Origin of the sequence: Methylobacterium sp. J-076 (assembly GCF_022829405.1) — a bacterium.
Classification (GTDB): Bacteria; Pseudomonadota; Alphaproteobacteria; order Rhizobiales; family Beijerinckiaceae; genus Methylobacterium.
Window position 1 is genome coordinate 19,690 of record NZ_JAKSXW010000149.1, and the last position, 16,135, is coordinate 35,824.

General features: G+C 65.7%; 18 protein-coding genes. 9 read left to right on the plus strand and 9 right to left on the minus strand.

Features of this window, described 5'->3' with window-relative positions:
- Positions 1-263: 263 nt before the first annotated feature.
- Entirely contained in the window at positions 264-1,694 is a 1,431-nt protein-coding gene (locus MKK53_RS22225; protein ID WP_243930943.1) for a glycosyltransferase family 61 protein, read from the plus strand.
- Positions 1,695-1,740: 46 nt separating this feature from the next.
- Here MKK53_RS22225 and MKK53_RS22230 read toward each other — a convergent pair whose 3' ends face one another.
- Positions 1,741-2,190: a hypothetical protein gene (locus MKK53_RS22230; protein WP_243930944.1), complete on the minus strand. Its 450-nt coding sequence runs from the start codon at positions 2,188-2,190 to the stop codon at positions 1,741-1,743.
- Positions 2,191-2,557: 367 nt separating this feature from the next.
- Here MKK53_RS22230 and MKK53_RS22235 point away from each other — a divergent pair, with 367 nt between their 5' ends.
- On the plus strand, positions 2,558-2,926 hold the full coding sequence (locus MKK53_RS22235; protein ID WP_243930945.1) for a hypothetical protein: 369 nt from the start codon (positions 2,558-2,560) through the stop codon (positions 2,924-2,926).
- 179 nt (positions 2,927-3,105) lie between these two features.
- On the opposite strand, the gene MKK53_RS22240 is transcribed toward MKK53_RS22235, so the two are convergent.
- The 6 genes from MKK53_RS22240 to MKK53_RS22265 form a co-directional block, all read right to left on the minus strand.
- Entirely contained in the window at positions 3,106-3,438 is a 333-nt protein-coding gene (locus MKK53_RS22240) for a hypothetical protein (RefSeq protein WP_243930946.1), read from the minus strand.
- A gap of 211 nt (positions 3,439-3,649) precedes the next feature.
- Positions 3,650-4,072 (minus strand): hypothetical protein, encoded by a 423-nt coding sequence (locus MKK53_RS22245; protein ID WP_243930947.1) that lies wholly within the window; start codon positions 4,070-4,072, stop codon positions 3,650-3,652.
- Positions 4,072-4,344 (minus strand): hypothetical protein, encoded by a 273-nt coding sequence (locus MKK53_RS22250; protein WP_243930948.1) that lies wholly within the window; start codon positions 4,342-4,344, stop codon positions 4,072-4,074. Before MKK53_RS22250 ends, MKK53_RS22245 begins: the two co-directional genes overlap by 1 nt.
- A gap of 1 nt (position 4,345) precedes the next feature.
- Positions 4,346-5,215, minus strand: a complete 870-nt coding sequence (locus MKK53_RS22255) for a hypothetical protein (RefSeq protein WP_243930949.1) — start codon at positions 5,213-5,215, stop codon at positions 4,346-4,348.
- A 133-nt stretch (positions 5,216-5,348) separates the two neighbouring features.
- Complete coding sequence (locus MKK53_RS22260; protein ID WP_243930950.1) at positions 5,349-7,451, minus strand: hypothetical protein; 2,103 nt, start codon at positions 7,449-7,451, stop codon at positions 5,349-5,351.
- Positions 7,451-7,915, minus strand: a complete 465-nt coding sequence (locus MKK53_RS22265; RefSeq protein WP_243930951.1) for a hypothetical protein — start codon at positions 7,913-7,915, stop codon at positions 7,451-7,453. The genes MKK53_RS22260 and MKK53_RS22265 overlap by 1 nt, the downstream gene beginning before the upstream one ends.
- A gap of 57 nt (positions 7,916-7,972) precedes the next feature.
- On the opposite strand from MKK53_RS22265, the gene MKK53_RS22270 reads away from it, so the two are divergent.
- The 6 genes from MKK53_RS22270 to MKK53_RS25750 all read left to right on the plus strand — a co-directional run bounded on the left by MKK53_RS22270 (position 7,973) and on the right by MKK53_RS25750 (position 10,777).
- On the plus strand, positions 7,973-8,824 hold the full coding sequence (locus MKK53_RS22270; protein WP_243930952.1) for a phage Gp37/Gp68 family protein: 852 nt from the start codon (positions 7,973-7,975) through the stop codon (positions 8,822-8,824).
- The gene (locus tag MKK53_RS22275; RefSeq protein WP_243930953.1) at positions 8,824-9,264 is read left to right on the plus strand and encodes a hypothetical protein; all 441 of its coding nucleotides are present in this window, start codon (positions 8,824-8,826) and stop codon (positions 9,262-9,264) included. The genes MKK53_RS22270 and MKK53_RS22275 overlap by 1 nt, the downstream gene beginning before the upstream one ends.
- Before the next feature lie 71 nt (positions 9,265-9,335).
- Positions 9,336-9,614 carry a hypothetical protein gene (locus tag MKK53_RS22280; protein ID WP_243930954.1) on the plus strand — a complete coding sequence of 93 codons (279 nt, stop codon included), beginning with the start codon at positions 9,336-9,338 and terminating at the stop codon, positions 9,612-9,614.
- The gene (locus MKK53_RS22285; RefSeq protein ID WP_243930955.1) at positions 9,611-10,048 is read left to right on the plus strand and encodes a hypothetical protein; all 438 of its coding nucleotides are present in this window, start codon (positions 9,611-9,613) and stop codon (positions 10,046-10,048) included. The genes MKK53_RS22280 and MKK53_RS22285 overlap by 4 nt, the downstream gene beginning before the upstream one ends.
- 47 nt (positions 10,049-10,095) lie before the next feature.
- Positions 10,096-10,590 carry a hypothetical protein gene (locus MKK53_RS22290; protein WP_243930956.1) on the plus strand — a complete coding sequence of 165 codons (495 nt, stop codon included), beginning with the start codon at positions 10,096-10,098 and terminating at the stop codon, positions 10,588-10,590.
- The gene (locus tag MKK53_RS25750) at positions 10,577-10,777 is read left to right on the plus strand and encodes a helix-turn-helix transcriptional regulator (RefSeq protein WP_409564396.1); all 201 of its coding nucleotides are present in this window, start codon (positions 10,577-10,579) and stop codon (positions 10,775-10,777) included. Before MKK53_RS22290 ends, MKK53_RS25750 begins: the two co-directional genes overlap by 14 nt.
- On the opposite strand, the gene MKK53_RS22295 is transcribed toward MKK53_RS25750, so the two are convergent.
- Positions 10,700-11,896: a tyrosine-type recombinase/integrase gene (locus MKK53_RS22295; RefSeq protein WP_243930957.1), complete on the minus strand. Its 1,197-nt coding sequence runs from the start codon at positions 11,894-11,896 to the stop codon at positions 10,700-10,702. The two genes, MKK53_RS25750 and MKK53_RS22295, sit on opposite strands and share 78 nt — an antisense overlap.
- A gap of 458 nt (positions 11,897-12,354) precedes the next feature.
- Here MKK53_RS22295 and MKK53_RS22300 point away from each other — a divergent pair, with 458 nt between their 5' ends.
- A complete protein-coding gene (locus tag MKK53_RS22300) occupies positions 12,355-14,154 on the plus strand; it encodes a glycoside hydrolase family 16 protein (RefSeq protein ID WP_243930958.1) in 1,800 nt (599 codons plus the stop codon).
- Positions 14,155-14,170: 16 nt separating this feature from the next.
- Here the strand turns inward: MKK53_RS22300 and MKK53_RS22305 are convergent, their stop codons facing one another.
- Entirely contained in the window at positions 14,171-15,766 is a 1,596-nt protein-coding gene (locus MKK53_RS22305) for an ABC transporter substrate-binding protein (RefSeq protein ID WP_243930959.1), read from the minus strand.
- Positions 15,767-16,135 lie beyond the last annotated feature (369 nt).

Genomic DNA, 16,135 nt, shown 5'->3' on the forward strand with positions numbered 1-16,135 from the left:
CGTGAGCTTGGCCTGCACGAAAGCTGCTGGCATATCGGGGGCGTTGCGCCCCAGCAATCGGCCACATCTGCGCAGGACGCGATAGAACAAATGCGCCTCGCCGTCTTGGGAGCAGCCCGCGTCAACGAACGCCCGACGTTCGGGGGCACTATGGTAGGCTTCTATGATCCTGACGGCATAGGTGGCACGCAAGTCAAACGCTGAATCATCAGTGGATCCTGATACTCCGCGGCACAATTTCTTATTGCATTAAGGACATCGAGATGACCGGCCCTAGCCGTTGGCATATGTGTCGTTACGATCGCAGAAACCTCGCGGCTCGCCTAGATCTTTTCGAAGATGGCTCGGTAGTCGGCGGCAGCGCCAACGAAACAACTTGGGCCATTGAGGGGCAAGATCTTAAATTAATCGATCAAGAGGGCACAGCTCGCCTCTCATTTTCCCTTACACCTAATTATAATGGCGAGTTATCGGGTGTCTACTTCCCAAGGGAGCCAGATGCTAAACCGATCCCTCATGTACTTCGGCCTCTTGGTCCCCCCGTCGCGCTTTACCGGGGTATTCTCCCAATTTCGACCTCTGACACCGCGGAGGCAACGAAGCTTATCAAGAACAAGACAGACTTTAGCTTCATACTCCACGACCCGGTGACAGTTAGAAACCATTTTGGATCTCTAACTCTAGACGATGCAAATATTGATACCTATCAAGGACATCAATTCTTCCAGCACACATATCTTTCTGAGCCTCTTTTCGTGAACGTTTTGCACGATGCGCAGCTTGTGTGTGGAAGCATTGTCGTGTCCCGCGATGGTCTTGTCATGAATGAGACCACAAGCTTCGCACAAAATCGCGGTCTCAACTTCGATTTCACCCTCGCAGTAGATCACGAGGCAGCGTATCTTCCATCGAGTTCTGGTATTGTTAAGCGGTATGATGAAACTGGATTTCTTTTTAACAATACATATAACAATTATGGCCATTGGCATCTGCAGAGCGCCAGCAATGCACAGGCCTATTATCTATTTAAGTCTATAATACCAAGCACAAAGCTGCTGAGTTTTGACGGTATTGGCGTCGAACATTTCCGCAAAGATGCAATTGCGACGCTTGGCCTGGACCCGGATGAAGTCGTTCGTACGCCGCGCAACGATAGGCTGACCCACGAGCGTTATGAAAGGCTTTTGGTTCCCTCTGCTCTCTGTGTTCCGAACGAATTGCACTTTCATCCAGGCCGCAACGAAGCTCTCAAAAACCTCAGAAAGCCTCGAACTGAGAACGGACATCGACGTTTATACTTGTCGAGACGTGATGTCGGCAACGCTCGGGGCATCGTAAATACTAAAGAGTTATTCGATGCCTTACAAAGTCTCGGGTTTGTCGAAATAGTAACAAGTGAAATGTCTTATGCAAGTGAGTTACAGACTTTTGCTGATGCTGATATTGTCGTCGCCCCGCATGGGGGCGGTCTAACAAATATGATTGCGCATGCCGGCGGATTAAAAATATACGAACTTTTTCATTCGAAGCAATTGAATGGATGGTATAAAAACTTAGCGGCAATCTGCGGCCATCATTACTCGGCTTACTGCATTGATCCGCCGGCAGATGAAGCGCACAAGGGTTGGCACGGCTCCTTCAATGTAGATGTACCAAGAGTTATGCAGTCTCTGAAGCGCTTTGCATTTTCTTGAAGATTTGGACTGAAAAACGGGCACTTCGGCTGAAGCCGAAGCGCCGCTATCGCTTGCGCTCCCGCCGTCTTACGATCCGCGCTCGCTGGCGGATCGTGGCCTCGGTTGTGGGCCAGAGCGCGCACACGACCTCAAACGCCGCCTCTGCCATATCGAGCCGGTACAGCTCGGCGAGGTGCATCTCGACGCCGCCACCCTCAATGTTCCACGTTTCAATGGTGTAGGGCATCCCACCCGGCGTCGGCAGGCTCGTCGTCGGCTGCCGCGGCATCGTGATCCTTGCTTGGCAGACCGCCACGTACTTCCGAGGCTTCGGCGCTCCCGGCGGCTGCTGGTGCCGGCAGGAGGCGCTGAGGGCCCGGAGTAGATCCAGCACTTCGATCTCCAGGCCGAACCGGGCGTGCAGGTTCCGCACGTCGTAGCAGCCGACCCTCCGGCAGCTCACGCATTCGACGCGCACCTGTCCGCGGGCGTAGTCGCCGAGCCGGTCCGCCATGATCCCTCCGCTTCGGAACGGAGGCAGAACAAGCAGCCCTGCGGCGGTGGCTCAACCCTCGTGTGGATAGCCTGTGGAGATCGCGGTGGAGTGGTGTGGACAGCGCCGGAAAAACTGAACGCGCAGACGCAGTTGGCGGGACCTTCCGCTCGGCCCCGCCCCGATCTGCTCACGGGGCGGGGGAGCGTCCGATCTCACCAGCGGCGGCCGATACGCGACGCGGCCTGAGACCGGCATGGACGCTGGCGGTTAGCGAGCCGTGCCGTCATGACTGACTGGAGCGTCCCGGGCTGGGACCGATTAGTTCGAGCTTGCACTACGAAACTGGATGATGGATCGAAGGCACCGTTCAAGCCTTGGATTTTCGATGAAGCTTCACCTGCGCAACCTGTTCTATAGCCGCCCGTCGCTGGTTAGGATGCCGCTTCCCGGCTTCGATCCTATCTACTACCTTTTCTGGTACTCAGACGTGCGGGCGGAAGGTTTCGACCCGCTCGATCACTACTTACATCACGGCTGGAAAGAAGGGCGCGATCCGAGCGCTGGGTTCAGTACATTAGGTTATCTTGCAGCTAATCCGGACGTAGCCTCTTCAGGTCAAAACCCACTCGTTCATTTCGTCAATGCCGGTCTCGCAGAGGGGCGCACTGGCTACGTGAAGGATCCTGCTGCGCCAGCCCCACGGCCTAACTATTCCGCAGAACCGATGAAATTGCTTCCCGCGCCATCAGCTTAGGCAAAAAAAGCCCGCCACGGCAGAGCCGGGCGGGCGAAGCTTCCCTCGGGGAGGGGATGCAGATTTCTACGGTTCACCCGTTGCTCGCACCACTTCTCAAATTGCAGAGCTGAGACGCGAAAAGAGCGCCCCGACCGAAGCCAGGGCGCTCGAGGATGTTGACAGATGTCAACGGAAGGTCAGTGCAGCAGGCCGACCTTCGTCATCACCACCGAGCCGAGGGCGCCCACCGCCCCGGCCACCGCGCCCCAGATCCTCTTGTCCATCGTGTCGAGGCGCTTCTCCACGCCATCGATCCGCTCGTGGAGCGACCTGTTGTCCTTCTCGATTTCCGAGCGCGGCACGAAAGTCGCGATCGCCTGCATCACGTTGGTGTGGCGAGCCTCCGCCGCGGCCTGGGCCGACTTGTTGGCGTCGAGCATCGAGTTCTGCCGCTCCTCGATCCGCGCGAGGGCGACCAGGATGCGGGTATCGGAGTTCGCCTCGGCGCCCCCGTCATAGCCGGCGGACATGGCAAGGGGATCCCTTTCGTTTCGAGCTCGGACGAGCAGGCCTTCGCCCAGGCTCGGCGGGACGGGCGGGGGCACGCGGGCGGCGACGCCCTCGGCGATGAGGTCGAGACCCTTGCGGGGGACTGCCGGCCGGCGCCGTCGCGGCGGAAGGGCGTCGGTCATGGGCGAAGTCCTGCGCGACCCTCCCCCCTCTGCGGGGGAGGGTATGGGGCTACTTGCCGAAGATGCGGCGGACGGTCGGCGCGATGCCGGCGACGCCGATCACGGAGAGCACGATGGCGTTTTCCATCGCGTCGTAGGGGGCCGGCAGCTTCGCCACCTGCCAGTTGAACCGGAACGTCGAGTCCAGGACGATGGCGCCGAAGTGGATCATGCACAGCCCGAACGCCGTGGGGATCATCCAGGCCGTCCAGGGCGAGAGGTGCTGGTCGGCCCGCTCCTGCGCGATGGCCTTGCGCTCCTCGACGTAGGCGGTGAGCTGCGCCTGCGCGATCGTCACGTCCCCGGTCACGTTTTGCCCGTTGGTGAGCACCTCGGCGTCCGAGCGCTTGCCGAGGTAGTCGAGCACCGGGGTGACGATGCCCGTGCCGAGCAGCTTCACCAGGAAGCCGCCGAGGAGGGTGAGCGCACCCATCAGTGCGGGCCGTCGCCCGGCCGGTCGCCCGGGCAGGGGCCCGGCGGACGAGCGGCCTCGCGGATGTTCTTCAGGACCGGCGGCAGGGCGAGGCGTGCGAGCGCAAGGGCCGAGCCGATCCGCGCGCCATATCCGGCATACGCCGGGGGCAGCACGCTCGCCCAATCGAAGCCGACGACGGCGTTCAGGACGTCCGGCAGCGCGAACAGGATCGCAAGCAGGTAGAGCCGCACGCCGACGAGGCGCGCGTTGATGCGCTGGATCAGGGACATCTCAGGCGGCCTTTCGGGAGAGCAGAGCGTGGACGCGGGACCAGAAGCCGGGCGCGGCCGGCGCCGGGCTGGGCGCACGAAAAAGCCCGCCGGAGGGGGCGGGCTGGGGAGGCGTTACCGGTTTTGACGGGCCGGGCGGGTCTGTGACGGTTTCCGACGGTGCCGTGACGAAAATCACCGAAGACCCCGAAGCACCGGTCATCGGCGCGAGCGGATCGGGCACCTTCGGCGGCGGGGCCGGAACCGGGATCCGGACCGAGGCCAGGAGCGCCACCCGGAACTGAGCGTGGTAGCCCGCGATCAGCCTGTCGCAGTCGGTGCCGTTGATGATCCGGCGGGCCCCGACCGGATCGGCCCGGCCCGGCCCGAAGAAGTCGGCGAGCTTCTTGCCGGTGAACCACCCCTCGACCATCCCGGTGAACAGGATCGCCGAGGCCACGTCCGGCCGCAGCGCCAGGGCCGGCGTCTTCACCAGGTCCTCGGACGCCTTCAGCACGCCGAGCGTCCGCAGGCGTGCCGTCGCCTTGGCATAGTTCGCCTGCCACGTGAGCTGCACGAGGCCCCGGCCGAAGAACCCGCTCGGCCCATAGGCCTTGCCCTTGCCGCGGCCGTACTCCTCGATCGGGCGCATGGTGCGCGCCGTCTCGTGGAAGGTGGTGGCGAGGCAGTAGGCCGTCTTGTCGACACCCAGATCCGGCGGGCAGGCGTCGAGGATCGCCTCCATGCCTCCGACTTGGTTGGCCGTCAGCTGACCGGCGAACGGCTGCCGTCGCACGGCGTCGAAGAACACCGCGCGGTCGATGTCGAGGGCCATGTCGGGGCATCCGTGCAGCAGGAACAGGCCGCACAGCGCGGCCAGGACGGGGGACACGTCAGCGGCGCGCTTCTGGGCGCGCGGATGCGGCCCGCAACGCGAGGCGGTGCAGGGGCATCGAAGGGTCCGGACAAAGAAAAAGGCGCCCGGAGGCGCCTTTCGATGATGGAGAGACAGCCCGTCAGTGATCTCAGAAGGCGCTCAAGGCTGCACGCTTCCACGTGTTGGCGGCGACGCAGCGGTATTCGTAGTTCGCGTCCCAGGCGCGTTGTCCGACCGCACAGGCGGCTGTCGATGACGCCGGAGGGTTCGACACGGCTTCACGGATGTAGCCGCTGACCACCAAGTTGGGGTCGATGTAGGCGTCCCCAGCGTTCGACTGGATGTGCAGGGAAGTGACCCCGGTCCCGATGGGGTTCGCGATCGTCAGGCCCTCGCGGGTGTAGTCGCTGATGATCTGGCCGAAGGTGAACTTCGACCGCGATCCGGTTGGGCACCAGACGCTGCATCCGATGGTGACCTGCTGTGTCCCATTCCAGCCGAGGGAGCCGATCTGGCTGCCGACGTAGAACCCCGGCAGCGCTGAGGCCGACGTCCCGTCCAGTGCTGTGCCGAGCGGACCGGCCCAGCCGCCGACGTAACTGCCGGCGAACAGGGGTTGGCTCGTCAGGCCGCCACGATCGACGAAGTCATACCCGACGCCCCCGGGCCGGGTGACGGTCTGCATGCCGAATGAGCCCTGATGCAGCCGATCAAGCGCCCATCCGGGAGCCCACTTCACGACAAGATTGGTAATGCCGGAGAGGTAGCCTTCCTGGTCCGCCGCATTGGTGGAGTAATTCGAGGACATATTGATGTCCTGGTAAATCGAAAGACCGGGCATGTTGTAGTCTTTGGACAGGCTCACGCCATAAGTGAAAGGCGTGATCTCACCTCGTCCAGAGACGACGTTGAGCGTTGCGCCCTGGAAGCTCGTCGAAGCACCGGTATAGGCGGCGGACATCTTAATCCGGTCCATGTTCGCCGGAACGATAACCTTCCCGACAACGAAGCCGTCGGACACCCGGGTTACAGCGGCACCGACTGTCACCTTCGAGACGTCAGTGGCATAATCGATATACGGGCTGTTGGTGAACAGACTTCCGACGAACTGAGAGCCGTTTACCGAAAGCGCGACGTTTTCCATCGTCGTGCCGGTGTAAGTCGTGTCGAGGGCAATAGTACCTGTCACACCAGGATGGTTGCCAGACACGTCTAAATACGTGTTGATTGGAATGCCGGCGGTGGTGCTAGTAATCTTGGCCGGATCGAATACACCTGCCGTACTGTTGCAGTTTGTTGCGTAAATGCTGCCAGCAGTTAGCGTGCAGTTGATGTTTACCCCGTTCCCGTTGTTGGCCCGAAAAATGTTCATCTGGCCACCGAAGATGCCGCCGGAGCCAGCCGAAGGCGTACCGGAGGATCCCCACCCGACATACCCGTAGTAAGCCGGGCCCATGCCATAGTAGGCTGAATTGGAGGGCGGTGTCGGCTGTCCGTCGAATAGGCGGAACGCTGAAAAAGTCGGCTGCTGACTATTCCCGAGAGTGTTAGAATAGTTATAGATCTGGCCGGGCAACTCGATCTTTCGACCCTGCTGTCCCATTCTTCCAGAGCCAACCAGAACCGCTTGATCGAATTGGGTGTTGCCCGAGAACTTGCCGGTGTAGGGCGAGCCGTCGACGTTGGCGAACGAGACGCTGTTGTCGAGCCGGAGCGAGACGTTCTTCCAGTCGATGCTGGGGCTCATCCGGAAAATACCGGTCCCGCCGGTCGAGGCGCTGACCACGAGGGTGCGGCCGAGGGCCGAGGCCGAGTTAACCGCCGCCTGCACAGCGGCGGTATTGTCCGTCGCATTGTCATCCTTCGCGCCGAACGATGCGAGGCTCATCGAGCTGTCGAAGAGTCTGGACAGCGTGCTCGACGCGCCGCGGCCGAGCGGAGTCACACTCATCCCGTCAACTGCGCCCGAGGAGCCTGCACCCGTGAGCGTCAGCACCGGCACTGAAGCGGTCCCGGAGAAAGTCGGCGAAGCGAGCGGCGCCTTGGCGGCGACTGCGGTAGCCTGATCAGCGAGAGCTCGGGCAAGCGTGCCGGAGGCAGCCCCCGGCGATGGGATGACGCTCATTCCAGACACGTCGCCGGTTGAGCCGGTGCCGAGTGTAATCGGGGGCACCTTGCCCGGGTCGAGGGCGAGGACAGGCTGCGGCAGCACCAGGGCTGCAGCCAGGAAAAGGCGAACGAGAGCGCGCATCAGGTGTTCGTCCCGGTGAGGTTGAGGCTGTAGCCGCCCGAGGCGCTGCCCATCTTCCAGGGCTTGCCGGGGCCGAGTCCATCGGGCGCAGTCGGCAGGCTCGCCATCCATGCCCGGAATGCGACATCGAAGGCGAAGAGCGAGAGCACGTCGCTGATCCAGCACCCACGGGCAGCGTCCCACGTCACCCGGACGAAGCGCTTGGGCGGCAGGGCGCCGGTCACGAAGTCAGAGCCATCACCATCGCGCCATGGCTTCGGACCGGTCCCGTCCACGTTGAGCGTGGCCGCATCGGTGTTGGTGCGGTCGATCTGAACGAGGAGGCTCAAGCCAGGCCGGAGCGTCGTGACGCCCGAGGCGGTCGCGGCGACGTAGGCGTTCACCGTACCAGCGGTGACGATGGCGCCACCCTGGTCGTCGGCCAGGGCGCGACTTCCGGCCATCACCCCGCGCAGGAGATCCATGAACGAACGCGAAGATGCGCCGTCCTGCGCTGGGATGGTCGGGTCGGCCGTCCGCCCGTGGCTAAGAACAGCAAGATCGAGTGGACGCACCACACCTTCAACCCGTGGGTCGGCTGCACGCGGATCTCGCCGGCCTGCGATCATTGCTATGCGGAGGGCTGGGCGAAGCGCACCGGGCAATCGCACCTCTGGGCCGGCGAGCGCCGTCGCACCAGCGTTTCGAACTGGCAGCAGCCGGTCAAATGGGACCGCGCCGCTGCTGCGGCTGGCGAGCGCCACCGCGTGTTCTGCGCATCGCTCGCCGACGTCTTCGACAATCAGGTGCCTGCCCGGTGGCGGGACGACCTCTGGCACCGGATCAGCCAGACGCCGAACCTCGACTGGATGCTGCTGACGAAGCGTCCGCAGAACATCGCCAAGATGCTGCCGACGCCGGAGATCGGCGCGGCGGCATGGGGCGCGGGCTGGCCGAACGTATGGCTTGGCACGACCATCGAGGACCGTGAGCGGCTGCGGAACCTCGACCATTTGCGCACGGTGCCGGCGGCGATCCGGTTCCTGTCTATCGAGCCGCTGCTCGAAGGCCTCGGCGCCATCGACCTCACCGGCATCCATCTGGTGATCGTCGGCGGCGAGAGCGGGCCCGGTGCGCGGCCGATGTACCCGGCATGGGTTCGGTCGATCCGTGAGCAATGCGCCATCCAGGGCGTGGCGTTCTTCTTCAAGCAATGGGGCGAGTGGGCGCCGGGAGTGCTGCGCACTGATTGGTCGGTGGTGGCCAACGATGGGCAATTGCTCGTCGACGACCCGCGCCTCGACCTTCAGCAGATCTCGCGCGTCGGCAAGAAGGCCGCCGGCCGCCTCCTCGACGGCGTCGAGCACAATGGCTTCCCGGAGGCTCGCGCCTGATGGTCGCCTACAGCTTCAAGAAGCAATTCGGCCCGCCGATCCTGGCCGGCACGAAGGCGCAGACGATCCGGGCCGAGCGTGTGGGCCGGTCGCGCCACGCCCGGCCGGGCGAGAGAGTGCAGCTCTACACGGGGATGCGGACGCGGCAGTGCCGGCGGCTCGGCGAGAGCCAATGCACCGAGGTTCTGCCTGTGCGGTTCGCGTTCTCGAAGCGCGGAGCCGCCGAGCTGATGCAGATCGGCGAGCGCTACCTCATCACCAGGGCCCAGATGGACGCCTTCGCCCAGGCGGACGGGTTCGATGATCTTGAGGCCATGGCCGGGTTCTGGTGGGCCGAGCACCCGCCGGAGGACGGCAACGTTCTCACCTTCGAGGGCGTGCTGATCCGCTGGCAGGCCCTCGTTCCCGATGACGCACTCGACATCGCGGGGGCAGCGTGACCCGCCGCGCCACGAAGCCACTCCCGCCGCCGACCGACGAGGAGCGCCGCATCGCAGGGGAGGCGGCTCGCGTGCTCCGCGCGGCTATCGCCGACCCGTCCACCATGGGCGCGAAATCCGTCGTGCACGTCGACCTCGCCCGGCCCCGTCGCGGCGAATGGTGGGAGAGCTGGGCCAACCTCCCCGGCTTCTGGCGGATCAACGGCCGGAAGGGCCGCTACCTCCACGCCAGCCTGCCCGGCTGGACCTACGCCCGCGCGGAGATCCGCACGGAGATGATCCCCGACCTCGAAGCCCTGGCCGAGCACGGTGTGCGGCCGACCGAGGCGACCAGCGGAGCCGCAGCATGACCCACCAGGAAGAAGCCCTGACGGATCAAGTTCAGCGCCACATGAGGAAGCACATGTTCGTCGTCTTCGACCTCGACGGGACGCTCGCCCTCACCGAGCACCGCGCGCACTTCCTGAACCGGCCCAGCCGCGACAAGGACTGGCGCGGGTTTTACGCGGCCTGCGATCAGGACGAGCCCTGCCACCCGATCATCCGGACGCTCCTCGCGCTCGACGCGACCGGCGCGCATGTCGAGATCTGGTCGGGCCGGTCGGACGAGGTCCGGGACAAGACGACGGCTTGGCTCGGTGAGCACGGCCTCGGCCATATCCCGATCCGCACCCGCGCGGCCGGCGATCACCGCGCCGACACCGTCCTGAAGGCCGAATGGCTCGACGAGGGCCGCACGCCCGACCTCGTGTTCGAGGACCGGGCCAGCGTGGTCGCCCTGTGACGCTCGCGCGGGATCGTCTGCTGTCAGGTCGCTCCGGGGGATTTCTGATGCCCCGCCGCTACGCCGCCGACACATCGGTCCCGATGAACCGCAGCATCGACGAGATCCGGACCACTGTCCGCCGTTACGGCGCCAGCGAGTTCGCTCACATGGAGAGCGACACGCAGGCTGCGATCCAATTCACCATGCATGGCCGGCGGATCATGTTCAGGCTCGTGATGCCGGACCTGAGGGATGCCGCTTTCGCGAAGACCGAGACCGGCCGCGATCGCTCTGCATCAGCAGCCGAGACCGCGTGGGAGCAGGCTTGCCGATCCCGCTGGCGGGCCCTGGCCCTCGTCATCAAGGCGAAGCTCGAAGCCGTCGCGGTCGGCATCGTCGTGTTCGAGGACGAATTCCTGGCCAACACGATCCCGCCCGGCACCAGCGTCACCTTCGGCGAGGCCGTCCGCGAGCACATGCGCCTCGCCCATGAGAATGGGTCGCTGACACCACTCCTTCCCCATATCCGCCCGAACGGAGGAACCGATGCAACAGGCTGACCCCGCACGCTTCGTCGTCCGCCTCCCGGACGTGGCGCGCGAGTTGGGCCTTTCGCCGACCACGCTGCGCCACATCTGCAGGAACGGCGAGGGGCCGCCGCTGCTCCAGCTATCCGCCCGCTGCTACGGCGTCCGCCGGGGCGAGCTCGATGCCTGGATCGAGAGCCGCAAGATGGCGCGCCCATAGGTCGAGGGCCGCCCTCTTCTCCGGGTTATACAGCGCATAGTTGTAGACCCCGGCCACGCCGGCCTTCGTGCCGGAGACGTGGTTGAGCACCGCCTCGACGACGTGCGGCAGCACCCCCAGGTCGCCCATCCCCGTGGCGACCGTCCGGCGAAGATCGTGCAGCCGCCAGGCCTTCACCTTCGAGGCTGCGTCGAGCGCCGCTTTTGCCCGGGTGAACCCCTGGAAGCCCCCGACCCCACTGCCGAAGACCAGATCGCGCCCCTCGACGCGCGGCGCATCCGCCAGGATCGTCAGGGCAGGGGCCGAGAGCGGCACTTCGTGCGGTAGCCCATTCTTCGTCCGCTCGCGCGGCAGGCGCCAAAGCCCGGCCCCCAGATCGACCTCGTCCCAAGCCATGCAGGCGACCTCGTCGCGGCGCTGGCCGGTGAGTAGCAGCAGACGGACGATCCGTCCGAAGTCCCCGGCTGGGAGAGCGGCGAGCACGGCGCCGATCTCTGCAGGCTTCAGCACCCGTTGGCGCTTCTCTTCCTTCGCCGGCTTGCGCGTGCCGACGACAGGGTTCGCCTCCGCAACGCCCTCCTCGATCAGCCACCGGTAGAAGGCCGAGAACGTCGTGCGGGCCCGGTTCGCGGCGTGCGGCCCGGAGCCCTTCACGACCTCGCCCAGGCGCTCGGCTACCTGGGCGCGGGTGACGGCGTAGACAGGGGTCCGGTGAAGCGGCGCCCAGACCGTTCGCATGTAGTAGGCCGATTCCTTGTGCCCCTTCTCGCGCACCCGCGCCTGCAGGGCGTCGAGGTAGGCGTCGACCTTCGAGGCCACCGTGACCGCCGCCCGCTTCCGCTCGGCCTCGCGCTCGGCGCCAGGATCCGCGCCCAGGCGGACTCGGGCGAGCTTCTCGGCCGCCGCACGGCGCGCGTCCGCCGCCGACAGCAGGCCGACCTTGCCCAACGTCTCCCGCTTCGATTGGCCGAGGGTGTTGCGATACTGCACGACCCAGACCCGCGAGCCGCCCGCGTTGGCACGCAGCCCGAAGCCCGGCAGATCGTCGTCGAAGACGAGGATGTAGGCCTTCCCCTCCGGCACCTTGATCGCAGCGGCCGACTGGTTGGTGAGGCGCATGGGCTGGTAAGCACGTAGTAAGCAGGGCGAGTACCAGCCAACGGGCGCGTCGGCGAACACGGAGAAGGTATCAGCGAAATTAGGAGCGCAAACAAGGGCGTCGCAGGGCTGGTAAGCGCCAGCCGGCAAGCATCCGCCCCCGGACATCTGATTTACACGGAGAGGGTCGGCGGTTCGAGCCCGTCACCGCCCACCAACCCCATCCCGGCTATCCCTCAGACTGTGCGACGGCCGGGCGAAGTCCGGCGATGCAGAGCGGCCGTCGTGCGGCCGATGGTCTGTGGATAGGTCAGCAAGTGACGCGTTGTCGTTCGACAGTACGAGCGCGTGTGGCTCTTCGCGCGCCAGGATGTCCTGAAGCGACACCATGTCGAAGCTGCCCGACCGGGGGGGCGGAACCAATAATTAATGGCGGAAGGTCTTGATCGGCGGGACAGCTGCGCCAGCGGACCCTCTAGATGTCGTCGATCGATCTTTCCGGTTATCGTCTGACCTTCGATGACGAGTTCAACACCCGGAGCATCTCGCAATCGGGGGTGGGGACGACATGGGCCGATATCCGGCCGGAATGGCGCTACGATGCCAATTCCGACATCGGGTTCGGCCATTCGTCCTTCGTGGATCCGTCGTCGGGCTACGATCCCTTCAAGGTCGCAGGCGGCGCGCTCGCCATCACGGCGGTGCCGGACAAGACACCCTCGGGATATCCCGGGAGCTGGGAATCCGGCCTGATCCATACGAAGAACAGCTTCGCGCAGACCTACGGCTACTTCGAGATCCGGGCCGACTTCTCGAGCCTGCAGGGGGCCTGGGATGCGTTCTGGCTCATGCCCGTCACCCAGACGCCCGATCCCAACAAAGCGGGGAACTGGCAGGAGCTCGACGTGGTCGAGCATTACGGGGCCAACGACCGCGGGGTCTACAGCACCATCCACACCACCGATCCGCAGAACGGGGTGGCGTGGCAGACCAACCGTCAAGTCTACAGTGAGATGGCCAATCCCACCGGCTACCACACCTACGGCGTGAACTGGCAAAGCGACAAGATCAGCTTCTACGTCGATGGACGTCTGATGGGCTCGCAGTCCACCCCGTCGGACATGCACAGTCCGATGTACCTTCTGGCCAACCTTGCGACGCAGAATGCCAGCGGCAACAACGCCGATACGGCCGGCGTCCCGATCTCGTCCCTGATCGACTATGTCCGCGTCTATTCGAACGACCCGAACGCGGTGGCCGTCACCCAGCAGGCCGTCTCCGCGCCGGACGGCAAGGATCCCGGGCTCTACGGCGCGCAAGCCGCCGCCGCCGTGGCGCAGCCGGCCTCCAACGCGGCGCTGAAGACCGTCTCGTCGGATGCCACCGTGACCTTCGGCTTCACCCTGGCGGAGGCGCGGTTCTCCTTCGCGGGCGGGCACGATGTGGTCATCGGCACCGATGGCAGCGTGACCGACGTCACGAAAGCCCACACGGTCGTCTTCGCGGACGGGAGCATCGACACGTCGCCCAACGCGTCGCTTGTCGACAACCTCTACTACAACGCGAGCCAGAAGGACGTGTGGTCGAGCCACATGGACGCCGCGACCCATTACAACCAGTTCGGCTGGCACGAGGGGCGCGATCCGAACGCCGACTTCTCGACCTCCGGCTATCTCGCGGCCAATTCCGACGTCGCCAAGGCCGGCATCAACCCGCTGACGCATTACGATCAGAACGGGTGGAAGGAGGGCAGGGATCCCTCGGCTCATTTCGATAACGAACTGTACCTGCTCAACAATCCCGATGTGAAGGCATCGGGCATGGATCCGCTCAGCCACTATCTGCAATTCGGAAAGGCCGAGGGGCGGCAGGCCTACGACGCCATCGGCAAGGCCGCGTCGTTCACGCATGGGTCGTTCGACGCCGAGTATTACCTCCTGGCCAATCCCGACGTGGCCAAGGCGGCCCTCGCTTCGGGGGGCGACACCTTCGCCTTCGCCTATCAGCACTACGAGGCCTCGGGCTGGACGGAGGGCCGGAAGGCCGACGCGTATTTCGACCCGGCCTATTACCTCGCCCACAACCCCGACGTGGCGGCGGCGCATATCGATCCGCTGACCCATTACGACCAGTCCGGCTGGAAGGAGGGGAGGGACCCCTCGGCCACGTTCCACACCGCGGCGTATCTCGCGGCCAATCCGGACGTGGCGGCGGCTCACATCGACCCGCTGATGCACTACCTCCAGTTCGGCGCCGCCGAGGGGCGCCATCTGGCCTGAACGTCGCGCCGGGTCCCTATCCGGCGGCCCGGCGCACGTTCCAGAACAGGGGCAAGCCGGTGAGCACGCCGTCGAGGTCGCGCCGGTAGGCGGAGGGCTGGAAATACTGGCCGCAGGGCAGGTAGGCCCCGACTGCGAGGGCGCGGGCCTGGATCTTGGCCGCCAGTGCCTGCTGGGCGGGCAGGTCGGGGGCCTCGAACCACGCGTCGCGCAGCGCTTCGATCGGGGCATCGGACAGCCAGCTCGGGATGCCGGCCCGGCCGTTGCCCCTGGCGGCGAGGTGGTAGGCCGGGGAGAGCTGGTCGAGGCCGCCCGAGAACACGCCGAACATCGACCAGCCGCCCTGGTCGATGGGTTTGGCGTTCAGGATGCGCTGGTTCACCGTCCCCCAATCCGTGGCGACGTAGTCGAGGTTCATGCCGAGCTTGCGGCAGACGTCGCCCATCACCTCGCAGATCGCCGAGATGCGCGGCACGTCGGTGCCGGCCAGGAGCACCACCCGTTCGCCCTTGTAGCCCGCCGCCTCCAGGGCCCGCTTGGCGGCCGTGAGGTCCCGGGGGCTGGTCAGGGCCCCCATGCCGGCATCGGAGGCCATCGGGCCGCCGGGGGTGAAGATCCCGCAGGGGCCGCGCCGGATGGCGTGGTCCGTCCCCGCCACCGCATCCATCATCTCGCCCTGGTCCACCGCCGTCAGCAGGGCGTGGCTCACGGCCGGGTTGTCGAAGGGCGCCTGACTGTGGTTCAGGCGGATCTGGCCGATCAGGCCGGCGCTCTCGATGAGGGCGATCCGCACCTCCGCCTGGCTTGCGAGCCCGGGGACGAGATCCACCAGGGGCTGCTCCCACCAGTCGATCTCGCCGGAGCGCAGGGCGCCCGCGGCGGTCGCCCCATCGGGGATGGTGCGCCACTCCACCCGCTCGAAATGCGCCACCTTCGGCCCGGCGGTGAAGCTCGCGGTGCCGCCCTCGCGGGGGCGGTATCCCTCGAAGCGGCGGTAGACGTTGAGGGAGCCGGCCACCCGCTCGTCCGCCGCGAAGCGGAACGGCCCGCTCCCGACCATCTCGGTGACGGCCTGGGTGGGCGGCAGGGCGGCGAGCCGCTCCGGCATGATCACGGGCACGTAGGAGACGGGCTTCGCCAGCGCCTCCGGCAGCAGCGGGAACGGCCGCTTGAGGCGGAACCGCAGCTCCTTGTCCGACGGGGCGGACAGCTCCTCCACCGCCGCGAACAGGGCGCTCCCGAACGCGTCGCGCTGGCCCCAGCGCTTCAGGCTGGCCACCGCGTCGCGGGCGAGCACCGGCGTTCCGTCGTGGAAGAGCAGGCCGTCGCGCAGGGTGAGCCGCCACGTCAGGCCACCATCGTCGATGGTGTGGCCCGCCACCATCTGCGGCTGGGCCCGGTACGAGGCATCGAGGCCGTAGAGGGTGTCGAACACCATCAGCGCGTGGGTCCGCGTAACGTAGTTCGTGGTGATGATGGGGTCGAGCAGCGCGAGATCGGCATAGGGCACGAACCGCAGGGTCGAGGCGGGGGCCGCCCGCACCAGGGCCGGCCGCGCCACCGCCCCCGCCAGCAGGACGCCCGCGCTCGTGATCAGCGTGCGTCTCTTCATCGGGCCCCCTTGGCATTCTGAATAATGTCGCCTCCGCCACGCAACGCCCGTGCCGCCCGGGAGGGGCGTGCGGCCGATCTTTGCTGGGGGAGGGCGGGGGCCGGCGGCCGGCCGAACTAGACGCCCGCCGCATACACATTACGGTGTCGGCGTCCACTCAACGGTTCGGGAGGATACGGCCAAGGTGGCCCGGCGCTTGCAAAGACCGGATCCGAGCCCGGCGATCCCGGTGCCTCATCGCCCGTCGCGCGGATGCGGGCCCCGGCATGGGGGCTCGCGGACCCGTCACCGGGTGCCGCGCGAGCTCAACGAAGGACCGACGCCCTGAGCGGGCTGCCCCACCGGGCGGCCAGCCCCGGCTTGGAGACG